This window comes from Bacillus sp. JJ1609 (assembly GCF_036967045.1).
Classification (GTDB): domain Bacteria; phylum Bacillota; class Bacilli; order Bacillales; family Cytobacillaceae; genus Mesobacillus.
Genome location: NZ_JBALSS010000006.1, coordinates 344,912 through 359,079, shown reverse-complemented (window position 1 = coordinate 359,079; position 14,168 = coordinate 344,912). Strand labels below are relative to the sequence as shown.

Sequence of the window (14,168 nt, the reverse complement as noted above, 5' to 3'; positions counted from 1 at the left end):
GATCGCGGCTGCAGTTAGCAGAATCCAAACCACTCTCATCGCTGCTTGGTTTGGTGTGACCGTGGAAAGATTCTTCAAATAAACCCTCAGATTGTTAATCCGAATATGATGTACGCTGGTCTAATCATTAATATTCCTGGGAGTGAGTAAGGTATTAAAATCCCATTCTCTATGGACTAGGCCGTAACAAATAAAATAGCCGAACCCCATATGGAATCCGGCTATTTCTCATCATTATTAATGTTAATGAATGCTCAAGTAAGCTTCCTGAACCAGCGGATTGTCGGCCAGTTCACTTGGCTTGCCTTCGACTTTTATTTTCCCATTTTCCAGCAAGTAACCCCAATCGGCAATTTGCAGTGCTGCTTTTGCGTTTTGCTCTACCAATATGATTGTTGTTTCGGTTTGTTTGAGCTGGAATAAGGTTTCAAAGATCTCTTCTACGATTAATGGCGCTAGGCCTAATGATGGTTCATCAAGCATCAGCACTTTAGGGCGAGCCATCAGGCCTCTCGCTATTGCCAGCATTTGCTGTTCTCCCCCACTGAGTGTTCCAGAAAGCTGCTTTCGTCTTTCTTTCAATCTCGGGAAGAGCTGATACAACTTCTCCATATCCTCTTCGATCCCCTGCCGTATGGTCTTAGATGCTCCATAACCCCGGTAACGGTTGTAGGCCCCCAGTCTCAGACTTTCTTCAACCATTAACTCAGAAAACATGCCTCTGCGCTCAGGGACAAGATTAACTCCTATGTAAGCAAGCTTTTCTGCAGGAACACCTGTAATATCTTTTTCTTCCAATATTATTTGCCCAGATTCGGGTTCCAATAAGCCAGCAATCGTATTTAATAATGTTGTCTTACCAGCGCCATTAGCGCCAATAATCGTACTTAATTGACCTTCTCTAATTTCAAGATCAATACCCTTTAATGCATGTATGCTTTCCCGATATACATGCAGGTCTTTGATCTTAAGGATTAGCTTTGCCTCTTCAGAAAATTCACGTTCCTTATAGGATTTTTCCATATCCCTTCCGAGATAGGCTTCAATTACTTTTTCATTCTCTTGAATTTCCGATGGGATTCCTTCAGCGATCTTGCTGCCGAAGTCGAGAACAATAATGCGATCAGAGATTTCCATGACTGTTGATAAATCATGTTCAATCAGAAAAATGGTCAATCCCTGCTGCTTCAGCTTCTTAATTAATTGAATCATTGTTCTTCTTTCTTCTGCACTCAATCCGGACATTGGTTCATCCAATAAAAGAAGCTTTGGTTCTAGGGCAAGCGCGCGGGCGATTTCCAGTAATCGCTGTTCGCCAAAAGATAAATCACCGGCTAATAATGAATTCTTCTCACCTAAACCTACTAAATTTAAGCTTTCTTGTCCTAATTCTACTGCCCGATTTTCCTTGTGCTTTAAATGCGGCAGCCGGAGCATCGAGCTGATGATATTTGTTTTTCTCGTATCCTTAACCGAGACCATTACATTTTCTAATAAGGTCATATTGTCAAAGATTTGGAGGTTTTGAAAAGTACGGGCAATTCCCAGTTCGGCTATTTCGTTTGGCTTTAATGAATTGATTTTCTTCCCTGCAAACCTGACTTCACCTTCCTCAGGTGAGTACATGCCAGTAATGCAGTTAAATGTAGATGTTTTACCCGCTCCATTTGGACCAATAAGGGAGACTATTTCTCCTTCTTTAATATCGAAGGTGTTTTCATTAACAGCAATGACCCCGCCAAATCTCTTTGTCACTCGATTCAACTCAAGCAGTGTTGAAGCCATTTATGTCTCCCTCCTAAACCGCTGACTTAATTTCTCGAAGATTCCCATGATCCCTTTTGGCATATAAATCATCATAACGACTAGCAGAAAACCAAAGAAGATCACTTCAACGGCTCCACCAGCACTTTCACCAAAAACGAACGGAACAACTTCACGAAGGACCTCTACCAGAAGAGTTACGACAATAACGCCAATAAGGGAACCATAGATACTGAAAAGTCCGCCGAGTACCGCCATCACCACAAACTTGATGGACATTTCAAAGCTAAAGATGGCTGGACTGATAAAACTCATATAAGAAGCATAAAGTCCTCCACTCAGGCCAGCAAAGACGGCACTGACAACAAAGGCTGTTAATTTGTACTGCCCGATATTAATTCCCATGGATTGTGAAGCGACAGCGCTATCTTGTATAGAGCGGAGATTTCTTCCCCAGGAAGACTGAACAAGGTTTTTGGTTAATATAAAAACGATAAGATCAATAAACGCTATTACATAAAACCACGCGATATCTGAGGCAATTGAAAAAGATCCAATTGTCAGTGAGGGGACACCGATCAACCCAGATGGTCCGCCAGTCATCTGTGATTCCTCAATTAGAACAATGTTAATGACGATACCGAACCCTAGTGTTGCTAATGAAAAATAATGCCCCTGCAGATTCCTTGTCAAGTAGCCAAGAATATACGCTATTAACCCTGCCAATATCATGCCAATCGGGATTGCAAGCAAAGGAGAAATTGAAAATTTGATTGCCAAAATCCCTGACCCATAGGCACCGATTCCCCAGAAGGCAGCTTGCGCCAGCGATACAAGGCCCGCATGCCCCATTAGCAGTGAAATCCCAATTGTGGAGATAAAATATAAACCGATCAATACAAAGATTCCTGTAATATAGGTTCCCGCTACATAAGGGAAAGCAACAAGAGCTGCAAGAATAAGAGGAATGAGTATCATCCTTCTCTTAGAAAAGGTGTTCATCGTTACAGATGCTTCATTCCCTACGATAGTTTTTTCCATACGCAACCTCCTCCCCTATACACGCTTTCCGCTCTTTGTTTTTATAAGTCCCTGCGGCATAAACACCAATACGATCAATAAGATGAAAAAGGCGATAGCATCCTTGTAACCTGATGAAATCAAGCCTGCCCCTAGTGATTCCAGCACCCCTAAAATAATACCTCCAACAACTGCTCCTGGAATACTGATAAGCCCACCTAACACAGCTGCAACGAATCCCTTTAATCCGATCATAAGGCCCATATCGTAGGTTGCCAGTGAAATAGGAGTCACCGCTATCCCTACAATTCCAGCTAAACACGCACCAAGCATAAAAGAAAGCAAGCCCATCAACTTAGGAGAGATTCCCATTAAACGGCTAACCTCTCGATTCATCATGCTGGCTCTTAGGGCAGAACCAAGCATCGTTTTTTCAAAAAAGATATACAATGCTAACATCGTAATGACAGTAATGCCTATAACGAAGAAATCCTGTCTCGGAATCGCTGCATTAAGAAAACTGACTGGTTCCCCTGCTAAAAATGGAGGAAGCACCTTCGGTGAGCTTCCGAATATCATTAATGCCAGGCCGCGAAGCACTGTGGATACCCCTATTGTAATAATGATTAAAACAACTTCGCTGTTAAAACGGGCTGGCTGAAGCGCCAGCCTCTGAACCAGCGCTCCAACAACAGTAGCAACTATGACTGCGGCAATTGCAGCTACCCAAAGGGGTGCACCGCCAGAGACCATAGCCGCTGCCGTAACCCCCCCAACCATGACAAATTCACCCTGGGCAAAGTTGATAACCCCATTCACGTTATAAATTGTGACAAAGCCTACAGCGATGAGGGCATAAATTCCACCCACCGCTAAACCTGATAACAATAACTGTACAATTTCCAATCCAGCTTCATTCCCTTCTATTCAGGAATTACCCACTCGCCATTTTCAACTTGAACCATGATGGCATCTTCTGCTTTTAATCCCTGGTGATCCTTTTTACTAAGATTGAACACACCTGTAACGCCAATAACATTCTCTAATTTCTCTAAATTGTCTCTGATAGAATTCCTTGTCACTTCATCTCCAGATTTTTCGATAGCTTTAGAGATTAGCAGCATTGCATCGTATGCCATGCCATCAATTGGGCTTGCCCCATGTTTAGTATTCGCTTCAAATTCCTTAACATATTTAGAGATGATGTCTTTTTGAACATCGTCAGCTTCTATTTGATCAGAGACCCACACCTTACCTGCAGCTACATATGTTCCTTCTGCTGCCTCTTTTCCTGCAAGTTCAACAAATGCATTCGATCCGGCTCCTGCTGGATAGATAAGCATATTATCCATTTTCAACTCCCAGTAGTTACGGTTGACGATTGATGCAGCCGGCGGGATTGACCATACGACAATCGCATCTGGGTTCATGCCTTTAATTTTCGTTAATTGTGGCTTCATGTCTTTATCGCCCATCCCAAACTTTTCAACAGCAACGATGTTGATTCCGTTGTCCTTTGCTACTTTTTCAAAGGTTTTTAATCCGCTCTCTCCATAAGCATTGTTCAATGCCATGAATGCGATATTCTTTTTATTTTCTTTCTTTAAAAGTTCGATAATACTAACTGAGATATCTTCATTATCAACAGGTGTTTTAAACACCCAGTGGCGTTCCTCTGCCGGAGAAGAAATCGCATCTCCTGAACCTACAGAAACAACTGGTACCTTACTTTTTTCAATATAAGGAAGTAGAGGCATAGTGGTTGGCGTTGTACCGCCTCCAATAATTGCGACAACTTTATCCTGTTCCACTAGCTTTTTCGTAACGACTAGAGATTGCGTTTCGCTAGATTCATTGTCATATACAACAAGCTCGATTTTTTTGCCATTGATGCCGCCATCATCATTAATCTCTTTTACTAGCAATTCAATCGCGTCTTTTTGCGGCACTCCCCAAACAGCTGCAGCACCAGATAACTCAAGATTGACACCAATTTTTATGGCATCACCTTTGCCACTCGTTTTTTCATTACAGGCCGCAAGACTAAATACTAATAGCATACTGATCATTAAGATCAACCATTTTTTCATTTTTTTCTCCCCCAATTTATATTTGTTACTACCTATGTGCTCGGCTTTTTTTGTATGCCCCCCAATATTCTTCTGGGTTTCAACCTTTTTTAGAATTTATAGAAAATTGTAACAATACGCCCTTTTATTGTAAAGGCTTACATTTCTAAATGATATAAAAATTTTACTTAATATTCCAGCTGTATTTATAGTCTCGATCCTCGATCTCATGGGCAGTTTTTAAAACTTTCAGTGGCTTGAAGGTATCAATCATTACAGCTAATTCAAGTGTTTCTTTCTTGCCAATACTAGCTTCGATTTTCCCCGGATGCGGTCCATGCGGGATTCCTAAAGGATGTAATGTGATTGAACCTTCTTCAACGCCCTTTCGGCTCATGAAATTGCCTTCAACATAGTAAAGTACCTCATCACTATCTACATTGCTATGATAATATGGTGCCGGAATTGCCTCTGGATGATAATCATAGAGTCGAGGCACAAACGAGCAAATCACAAAGTTATGTCCTTCAAATGTCTGGTGGACGGGTGGCGGCTGATGGATGCGGCCAGTAATCGGTTCAAAATCTTCCACATTGAAGGTATAAGGAAATAGATACCCATCCCAGCCTACGACATCCAATGGATGATGATGGTAGATATGTGAATGCATGTAACCCCTTGATTTCGTCCTGACATCATATTCCCCTGTTTCGGTATAAGTCGCTAATGCTTCAGGGCCATGAATGTCTCTTTCACAAAAAGGGCTGTGCTCTAGTAGCTGTCCAAATCCATTACGGTACCGTTTCGGAGTGGTAACCCAACTGGTAGTTTCAATCACTAACAATTTCGTTTCACCTAAGTCAGGTGTTAGCTTGTAAATAGTGCCTACCGGAATGACTATATAATCACCAGGGCGATACGGAAGCGTCCCAAACATCGTTTCCACATTACCAGTGCCATAATGAACAAACAGTACTTCATCACCATCGCTATTCCGATAGAAATAATCCATTTCTTCATTGGGACTGACAATTCCAATGATAAGGTCATCATTCCCAAGAACGTACTCCCTACCGGATACAGCATCATTTTTCTTTGTGAGTTTACTAGTTTTAAAATGCCGGTGACTTAGGGCCTCCTGTTCTTCGTATTCCAGTTTTACTTTTCCTAATAGCGTTGCTTCGACCATTTGTGTAGGCGGGTTATGATGGTACAAAATCGATTGAAGCCCGGAAAATCCTTTTGTCCCCATTACTTGTTCCCTAAAAAGCGACCCGTCCTCCTTTTTAAAAACGGTATGCCTTTTCCTTGGTATTTCCCCCATACTTTTATAGTAAGGCATGAGTTGATTCCTCCTTTGCATTCATTGTAAAAGTAAATTAGCTTTTTATAGTCGTATATTCACTAGACTGTCCTTCTAACTCCTTAGCAGGCAAAACACGTCCAGTTACTTCTCCGAATCCCACCCGGAATCCGTCTCCCTGGCACCATCCGGTCATGATTAATTCATCACCATCCTCAAGCCATACGCGCTTTTCCCCATTGTCCAATTGAATCGGTTCTGCCCCGCGCCATGCCAACTCTAGCATACTTCCCCTTGTTTCTTTTTCAGGGCCGCTGATGGTGCCAGATGCCAACAAATCACCAGGGTTGAGATTACAGCCAGTAATCGTGTGATGGGCGATTTGTTGAGCCATGCTCCAATAAAGATAGCGATAGTTGCTTGTTGTCAGCCTTTGCGGTGTTTCCATGTTTTCACCTTTAAGGTAAACCTCTAATTCAATGTCAAAAGAGCCAGCCCTATTCGTTTTCAAATAAGGTAGAGGCTCTGGTTCCTGTATTGGTCCGTAGGTCCGGAATGGCTCAATGGCTTCCATCGGAATCACCCATGGAGAGATGGATGTTGCAAAGTTTTTTGCTAAGAAAGGTCCAAGTGGCTGGTACTCCCAGGCTTGAATATCACGGGCGCTCCAGTCGTTTACCAATACTAAGCCGAATACGTGCTCTTCTGCTTGCTCCACTGGGATTGAGTCACCTAGCTTATTTCCTGAGCCAATGAAGCAGCCAACCTCTAATTCAAAATCGAATTGCCGGCATGGTGAGAAGATAGGTTCGTTTGAGTCAGGTAGTTTAATTTGACCTTGTGGCCGTAGAATTTCCGTGCCACTTAATACAACAGAACTGGCACGTCCGTGATAACCAACGGGTAAGTGCGTCCAGTTCGGCATTAATGCATTCTCCTTGCCACGGAACATCGTCCCAACGTTAGCAGCATGCTCCTTTGAAGCATAAAAATCGGTATAGTCCCCGATTTTAACAGGCAGCAGCATATCCACCACGCTTTGAAGCCTTAGTGCCTTCATTCTTAAGGATGAATCATCCCTAAGAGTCGGCACATTCTCTGTCAAAAGATGTTGAATAATCCCACGAACGTCCTTCCAGGCTTGCTGTCCCATTTCCATGAATCGGTTTAGGTTAGCTTGATGGAAAACCTTATGGCCGCTCAAGGCTGTGTTGTTAAAATGACCTGCCTCATCGATGATCGAAAGATCCAAAACATACTCACCAATCGCCACCCCCACTCGAGGTTCTTCCTGCGTTCCTTTCGGCTGAAAAACTCCATACGGCAAATTCTGAATTGGGAAATGGGAGTTGGGATCTACTTTTATAAATGATGTTAACAACGGTATGCCTCCTTTAAAAAATTCAATTCTCTCAATTCTTCACAAGGTTCATCAAAGCTGCAGGAACCATATGAGAATAGCAATCTTCTGTATCGGCTAATTTCAGCTGCATTTACTTTTACATTTTTCCATGATAATTCTTGATTGTTGAATTTGAAGTGGACAGGCTGTTCATCTTCTAGAATTTCCACTAAAGTAGCCTTTTCTAGATTATGGGCATATGCTAATATGCCAGCTGTAAATACATTTAGAAAGCCATGCATTTTTGTTTGCACTTCCTCCCTATACATCCTGATAGGGTGGTGCAAACCAGCAGTAAACTTCAGTGGCATCTTACGTTCTGCACAGCCTTTAATAAAAACAGCCACCTTCTCAGGTGATGGAAACATCTTGGCCTCTAGCCCGCCTGTTCTAAGCTTTACTCCCAACGGATGATCGGCGGCTGCATTGTGAGCCGCAAATACATCCAGGGTTTCTAAAAGCTTTGCTTCCCAATCATGACTATCCGGAATTGTCACTTCAGTGAAAAGCTTTAGATTTTCAGTTTTGGCCATATCCGATAGAAGCTCTAGTTCCTCTAATTTTGGTACGGCAAGAGGCATTGGAAGTTCAAATGCCTCTATTTGTACCTTTTGTCCATACCTATCACGGAAACAAGCAATCTTCTTTAGTTCGGCATCAAAACCAATTTCACAATCATGAAATTGATCATGCTTCATTCCCGTAACGGATAAAAACAGGGGTACTTCAGAAGGTAATTTAGTTAGCGCTAACTCAAGCTCCTCTAATGAGCCTGCGGGAATAATAAAGGTGCCAAGCATCCAAGAGTCTGCACTTTCTTTATATGAGATATAATTATTGATCGCCTCATCAAGCGGTAAACGTGCTGGTGGAAATAGTCCGGCATAATCGATTAAGCTTTTTAAAAAAAACTCAATACTTTCATTCTCAACCTTAATGATTTCCTCTTTCACCTGCTCCTCCACCTTCAACCTACTTATTTGTACTTAGGAACCCTTTTTTTATCCCTGACTGCATCATCACTAATTCGTTGGCCAGTGCTTGAATACGATTCAACACATCCTCATCGACCAATTCATTTAAAGGATTGAAATGATTTACATTAACGTAAACATAACTTGGGGCTACATAGGAACGGAAATAGCCAGCAATCGGTTTTAACTGATTCTCAATCACAAGGTAGTGTTGATAAGTCCCGCCATTTGCAACAAACCCCATAACCTTATGGCGAAAAACATCTGGCGGGACTAAATCGAAAACATTTTTCAATGGTGCAGGCATCGAACCATTAAAGATTGGAAAACCAACTAAATAGACATCTGCTTCTGATACTGCTTTAATAATTTCCTTTGTATCCTCATTGTAAGATTCCGGCTTTCGTCCATCGCAAAATTGCATATCATAGTCTCTTAAATCCAAAAGCCTCATTTCGATATCAGGAGTTAATTTCTTTATTTCATTCAGGACAGCTTCAACTAATATAGCTGTCTTAGCACCCAAGATCGTACCGGATATTCCTAATACTTTCATCTGTCTTTCACCATCCTTTTCTGAACTTCATTGCTTAATCTGACATCACAGTAATCCTTAGGAAGATACTTTTACATTATTCGTAAAGGCAGGCATTACTTTTTCAGCCACCAGCTCCATTGATCGAAGGACCTTTTCATGCGGCAACCCACCAAAATTCATGAGCATCATCACGTGGTCACAGCCGGCTTCTTCATACTTGTGGAGCCGTGCAATTACATCCTCTGGAGTTCCGATTAACACTTGCTCACGCTCTTCCAAATCTTCAAATTGTGCATTCCTTCCATATTGGCGAGTATCCAAATACAGGTTCAAGTGTTCTTTAGCAACTTGCTCAGCCTCTTCACGAGTTTCCGCAACAAATGTATGAAGAGCTAAAGGAATGTTAAGTTTTGTTTCATCATGGCCTGCTTCCCGGTAGGCTTTTTTATAATCATCAAGAATCTGCTTTAATTCTTCAATTGATCGGCTAGCAACATATGGCACTCCCATAATGTTGTAGCCCATTTTGCCAACAAAGGTAGAACCTACAGGACTCAATGCCCCAATCCAAGTTGGAACTTTCTCTTGTTTCGGGATCACTTCTAATTGAATATCGGTAAATTGATAGTAATCACCCTCATGCGAGAACTTCTCGCCAGTCCATGCTTTCTCAATCACTGCAAGTGCATCATTAAACCGGAAGGCTTTATCTTTTCCATCTACATTAAACCCAGCAAACTCATGCGGAAGATAGCCACTTCCTAAACCAAGGTTTAAACGGCCATTACTTAAAACATCGAGTAACGCGTAATCCTCTGCGACTTGTATAGGGTTTTTAAAAGGAAGTGTCACTATCGATACTCCCAAGCGGATGTTTTTAGTATGTTGTGCAGCAACTGCCAGCAGCATCTGTGGGGTTGTTAAAATCCCGTATTCACTGAAGTGATGCTCAGCAAACCATACTGAATCATATCCTAAACAGTCTGCATGAATGGTCTGTTCCAAAACTTCCTTCATTAACTGTTCATGAGAACGATTAAACTTTTCCTTGTAGTTATCAAATACAGTAAACAATCCAAATTGCATTAAGATCTCCTCCATTTTTTCAAAATTGAGCAACAAAAAACCAGCAGCAAAGAAAGCATCAAGAAACTGAACAAGTTCAGGTTCCAGACCTTTTTTCACTACTGGTTTGTAATCTACTTTTCCAGGATTGGGTTTAACTCCCGCACCTCATAGACTAGCCAGTTAAACAATGTGATTATGTTATAAATGAATTATAAAATAAATATTCAGAATATTGCAAGCGTTTTATTTAAAAAATTATTAATTCTCTTTACTTTCAATATAACGATTATATGCCGAAACAACTGCCTGCACGATTGCTTTTTGAGGCGGAACAAGGAATCTCGATTCAATCAATCTCGTAAGATGATCAACACCATTTCCTAAAAATTGCCCTCTAAGCAATGATGAAAGAAAATTATTGGTGATATCTTTTATAAAAGTAAAATCACACTCTACGATTATATCCAGCTCTTTGTCGACAATAAGCAAGCAGCCAATCGATTTCCGCTCTTCAAATACCGGAGTCCCCTTTGGAAGCTGCGCAAATCCAGCTACAAAAACATAACTATCCTTCATTTCGCCAATCATTCTTCGTACCCCCGTTTGTAAATATGAAGAACCTCTCTTTCCTTTATGTATTCATTTTTAATTCGCGATTTCCTGCGTAAATAATAAATTTCTCAGTTCGATATATCCATAACTCCGACCATTTTCTTAAAGAAAGCCCAAACCCCCACTGTCAAATGAAGAAAACTTTTAGGACCATCTTTTCATTGTCGGTGGTTTTTAAGGACCATACACATAAAAAAGAGCATCAAGCCCGAGCTTATTGCTCCTTAAAATTAAAACACGAGAACCGTCCCCATGTTCACCTGAGGAATTCTCCTCCGCGTTCATGAATCCGATCCGTGATCTGCCTGTATTGATCATAGACATTCCATAATTCCATATGTGCTTTCCCCCTATCTATCTTCATTTCTCTTTCTATGTACAACGTGGATAGTTTGTATTATACAATGATTCTGGAAAAATTTATAAATAGTTTCAGAATTTATCAAACATCTGCGCCTATATGATAGGTTGTACCACATCCAGAAAAAAGAGTAATATAGATTAAAATAAAAGCAGTACATCATGAACGAGTCTGCCGCAAATTGAACCTTATTCATGCTGTTATGAACCTTCAAAATCAATTCCAAAAGGATGAATCAATTATGATTAGCGCCGCATCTATATTCTCGGTTATTATCTTCCTATGCTTACTTCTTCCTATTATTGCATTAGTCATGCTAAGCATTCTGAAGCTATTGGAAAAGGAGTTCGATTATTTGCAGATGGAGAATAAGCAGATCCAGCTAGAAACACAACTGCACCAGATGGAATACTTGCAGCTTAGCCAGCAGATTCGTCCTCATTTTTTATTTAATAGTTTGAATGCGATGATGTCATTGGCCCGTTTAAATCGCAATGAAGATCTCATTCATTCGATGGAGAAGTTTTCATTATTTTTAAGATATCAAAATAAAGACAAGACCTCGCTTGTTCCTTTTGAAAGTGAATTGGAACATACGAAAAACTACCTAGCCATCCAGCAATTACGTTTTGGCCAGAAGCTTGAAATAACCTTTTCGATTGATGAAAACGCACTTCCTGCCATACTCCCTCCCTATACTCTGCAGACATTCGTTGAAAATGCCTTCAAGCACGGACTGGAAAACAAACGTGGTGAAAAACGTTTGATTATAGACCTCCGCCGGGATGGAAATTGGGTCATTTTAAAGGTAACGGATAATGGTGAGAATGATTTGGAACGAATCAGCACACATGGGGATGGGACAGGAATGGAAAATATCCGCAAACGGATGGAATTGCTTTTTGATTTATATACGGATGTCTCAATGAAACGCAAGCAGGACTGGACAGAAGTAAAAGCAGTCTGGCCTTATACTCCGGGGGAATGACAATATGAAACTATTAATGATCGATGATGAACCATTAGAGCTTGAACAGCTTTCGTATTTGGTAAAAAAACAATACCCTAACTGGGACATCTTTACAGCAGAGGATGCGTTTGAAGCAAGGCAATTATTAAGAACCCACTCTTTCCCGCTTGCTTTTGTCGATATTCAGCTGCCAGGTGATACTGGATTGGATTTTTGTGAATATCTAAGGACAAATGATTACGATACAGAGGTCGTACTCATTACAGCCTATCAGGATTTCAGCTATGCCAAGCAAGCTATTCGTCTGGACGTGCTCGATTACTTGGTCAAACCCGTTATTGAAAAAGAATTGCTCAAGGTGATGGAGGATTTTTTAGCGAAAAATGCTTATATGGAAACAAAATCAGTCCTGATCAACAAGGTACTGGACATTGTGCATGAGGATTATGGTCAAAAACTTCAGCTGACTGACCTCGCGAGAAAGGTGTTCGTCACACCAACCTATTTGAGTAAAAAATTCACCGAAGTGACAGGAATCAAGTTCACCGATTATATTACCAATTATAGAATACAAAGGGCCAAGCAGCTTATGACTGATAAACCTGAATGGAGTCTGTTACAGGTTGCTGAAGAAGTAGGGTTTTCAAGCCAGCATCACTTTAGTAATTTATTTAAAAAAATCGAAGGAATCACCCCAAGCCAATTTAAGGAGAAACATTCATGATTGATTGGTACTTACTGATATTCATTGCTTTTACTCTCGTTATTCTCTTTCTCGAAAAGATTGGCAGCCATCGAAGGATTTATGATTACATGAACCCAGGGAAAGAAATGGGGCTTAGTGAAGGGACCTACTCATTGATCAATCAATTTATATCTGGAGCAACCTTCCTATTTCCATTTATCCTGACTGAAAAAGGAGGGTTGTCCAGCTTCTTTATTTTGAGCATAATCCCTTTCCTTCTTTATTTCTTGCTAGTGAAATTGACGTCCAGCCAGGAACGGATGAATCAAGTCTTCCCGTTTCAGCTAGACACTTCAATGAAAGCAACACCTTTTTACCTTTTGATTTTCGCTTTTTCAAGTATTGGAAGCATTTTGATTCACACCTCCCTGATTGCCATTATTTTTCGCGATTTGTTTCATCATTCCCCCGTTCTGGGCGTTTTTCTTTTCCTCAGCTTTGGATTTATTTTATTTGGCTTAGGTGGAAATTATGGAGTCAGCAAAATTGGCACCCTGCTTTCATTTGCGATATTTTTCGTCGTTTCTTTTACTGCGCTTACAATCTATTTACGCACAGGTATCGGGCTGGTTTATGAGCAATTCAACTATTATTTTAACGGGATCTTCAGCGGAAGTTTTACGGAGAATGGATTATCTTTTTTGACTTTTCTTTTTATCATGCTTGGTCATACCATTACGAGTTTTTCCTTTTGGTCTTCTTTTAATGATGTAAAAACAAATCATCGTTTGTCAGCACTAAGATTTTCTTTATTTTCATGGGCCGCTTTATTGTTGGCATTTGCCGTTTTAACGATTTACATTCTTGTGCAAACCAAGGCATTGCCATTGTCCCAAATGATGCAAATGAACGGCTTATTGTCCCATATTATCATCTATATTGTGATTGCCATGTTGGCTATAGGAACCGGTCATGCTCTCTATTCGCTTGTAAGCCTGTTTTTGTATGCCAGATCAACACAACAAACACAGCTGAGTTCACATCAATTATTAAAACAAGCCTATTTAGTTGGAATCATTTTATCTATCATCACCGGATTCGCTGCAGTCTGGCTATCTCCTAATATCGGAGGATGGCTCCCCTACTTTGTATCTTTCTTTTCGTCTGCGGGCGTCCCCTTTATTTTTGCTTACTTCAAAGGGAGCTTTCACCAAAAGCAATACAATCTTAGTGTCGGGCTGATGGGGATCACCGGCTTATGGCTAAGTGCCATCATTCATAATATATGGGTGATTGCACCGATATCTGCCCTCCTTTCTTTTGTCGTGCAGATGATCATCACGAGGTTCAAAATCTTTCAGAAATAGTTGAAATCCTGTAAAAAGAGATTGAAATTATGCAA

The 14,168-nt window shown here is 40.8% G+C and carries 13 protein-coding genes; 3 read left to right on the top strand and 10 right to left on the bottom strand.

What is annotated here, in order from left to right; translation table 11 throughout:
• Positions 1 to 243: 243 nt before the first annotated feature.
• From V7654_RS06365 to V7654_RS06320, 10 genes are all read right to left on the bottom strand, one after another.
• Entirely contained in the window at positions 244 to 1,785 is a 1,542-nt protein-coding gene (locus V7654_RS06365; protein WP_335429353.1) for an ATP-binding cassette domain-containing protein, read from the bottom strand.
• On the bottom strand, positions 1,786 to 2,805 hold the full coding sequence (locus V7654_RS06360; RefSeq protein WP_335429352.1) for a branched-chain amino acid ABC transporter permease: 1,020 nt from the start codon (positions 2,803 to 2,805) through the stop codon (positions 1,786 to 1,788).
• Between the two features lie 15 nt (positions 2,806 to 2,820).
• The gene (locus V7654_RS06355; RefSeq protein ID WP_335429350.1) at positions 2,821 to 3,672 is read right to left on the bottom strand and encodes a branched-chain amino acid ABC transporter permease; all 852 of its coding nucleotides are present in this window, start codon (positions 3,670 to 3,672) and stop codon (positions 2,821 to 2,823) included.
• 35 nt (positions 3,673 to 3,707) lie between these two features.
• Positions 3,708 to 4,874, bottom strand: coding sequence for an ABC transporter substrate-binding protein (locus V7654_RS06350; protein WP_335429349.1), 1,167 nt, complete (start codon positions 4,872 to 4,874; stop codon positions 3,708 to 3,710).
• 163 nt (positions 4,875 to 5,037) lie between these two features.
• Positions 5,038 to 6,195, bottom strand: a complete 1,158-nt coding sequence (locus tag V7654_RS06345; protein ID WP_335429348.1) for a homogentisate 1,2-dioxygenase — start codon at positions 6,193 to 6,195, stop codon at positions 5,038 to 5,040.
• 37 nt (positions 6,196 to 6,232) lie between these two features.
• Positions 6,233 to 7,537 (bottom strand): fumarylacetoacetase, encoded by a 1,305-nt coding sequence (gene fahA, locus V7654_RS06340; RefSeq protein ID WP_335429347.1) that lies wholly within the window; start codon positions 7,535 to 7,537, stop codon positions 6,233 to 6,235.
• Positions 7,531 to 8,511 carry a hypothetical protein gene (locus tag V7654_RS06335; protein WP_335429346.1) on the bottom strand — a complete coding sequence of 327 codons (981 nt, stop codon included), beginning with the start codon at positions 8,509 to 8,511 and terminating at the stop codon, positions 7,531 to 7,533. The genes fahA and V7654_RS06335 overlap by 7 nt, the downstream gene beginning before the upstream one ends.
• A gap of 19 nt (positions 8,512 to 8,530) precedes the next feature.
• Positions 8,531 to 9,088 carry an NADPH-dependent FMN reductase gene (locus V7654_RS06330; protein WP_335429345.1) on the bottom strand — a complete coding sequence of 186 codons (558 nt, stop codon included), beginning with the start codon at positions 9,086 to 9,088 and terminating at the stop codon, positions 8,531 to 8,533.
• Between the two features lie 57 nt (positions 9,089 to 9,145).
• Positions 9,146 to 10,156, bottom strand: coding sequence for an LLM class flavin-dependent oxidoreductase (locus V7654_RS06325; protein WP_335429344.1), 1,011 nt, complete (start codon positions 10,154 to 10,156; stop codon positions 9,146 to 9,148).
• A 240-nt stretch (positions 10,157 to 10,396) separates the two neighbouring features.
• Positions 10,397 to 10,726, bottom strand: coding sequence for a DUF3870 domain-containing protein (locus V7654_RS06320; RefSeq protein WP_335429343.1), 330 nt, complete (start codon positions 10,724 to 10,726; stop codon positions 10,397 to 10,399).
• A 566-nt stretch (positions 10,727 to 11,292) separates the two neighbouring features.
• Here V7654_RS06320 and V7654_RS06315 point away from each other — a divergent pair.
• The 3 genes from V7654_RS06315 to V7654_RS06305 are packed head-to-tail and all read left to right on the top strand — an operon-like array spanning position 11,293 to position 14,133.
• Positions 11,293 to 12,099, top strand: coding sequence for a sensor histidine kinase (locus V7654_RS06315; protein WP_335429342.1), 807 nt, complete (start codon positions 11,293 to 11,295; stop codon positions 12,097 to 12,099).
• 4 nt (positions 12,100 to 12,103) lie between these two features.
• Positions 12,104 to 12,805 (top strand): response regulator transcription factor, encoded by a 702-nt coding sequence (locus V7654_RS06310; protein ID WP_335429340.1) that lies wholly within the window; start codon positions 12,104 to 12,106, stop codon positions 12,803 to 12,805.
• Positions 12,802 to 14,133 carry a hypothetical protein gene (locus tag V7654_RS06305; protein ID WP_335429338.1) on the top strand — a complete coding sequence of 444 codons (1,332 nt, stop codon included), beginning with the start codon at positions 12,802 to 12,804 and terminating at the stop codon, positions 14,131 to 14,133. The genes V7654_RS06310 and V7654_RS06305 overlap by 4 nt, the downstream gene beginning before the upstream one ends.
• Positions 14,134 to 14,168 lie beyond the last annotated feature (35 nt).

What these genes read in the sequence shown, in the direction of transcription:
- V7654_RS06365 (WP_335429353.1), bottom strand. Translation starts at nt 1,785, where the DNA reads ATGGCTTCAACACTGCTTGAGTTGAATCGAGTGACAAAGAGATTTGGC.
- V7654_RS06360 (WP_335429352.1), bottom strand. Translation starts at nt 2,805, where the DNA reads ATGGAAAAAACTATCGTAGGGAATGAAGCATCTGTAACGATGAACACC.
- V7654_RS06310 (WP_335429340.1), top strand. Translation starts at nt 12,104, where the DNA reads ATGAAACTATTAATGATCGATGATGAACCATTAGAGCTTGAACAGCTT.
- V7654_RS06345 (WP_335429348.1), bottom strand. Translation starts at nt 6,195, where the DNA reads ATGCCTTACTATAAAAGTATGGGGGAAATACCAAGGAAAAGGCATACC.
- V7654_RS06330 (WP_335429345.1), bottom strand. Translation starts at nt 9,088, where the DNA reads ATGAAAGTATTAGGAATATCCGGTACGATCTTGGGTGCTAAGACAGCT.
- V7654_RS06305 (WP_335429338.1), top strand. Translation starts at nt 12,802, where the DNA reads ATGATTGATTGGTACTTACTGATATTCATTGCTTTTACTCTCGTTATT.
- V7654_RS06325 (WP_335429344.1), bottom strand. Translation starts at nt 10,156, where the DNA reads ATGCAATTTGGATTGTTTACTGTATTTGATAACTACAAGGAAAAGTTT.
- V7654_RS06320 (WP_335429343.1), bottom strand. Translation starts at nt 10,726, where the DNA reads ATGATTGGCGAAATGAAGGATAGTTATGTTTTTGTAGCTGGATTTGCG.
- V7654_RS06350 (WP_335429349.1), bottom strand. Translation starts at nt 4,874, where the DNA reads ATGAAAAAATGGTTGATCTTAATGATCAGTATGCTATTAGTATTTAGT.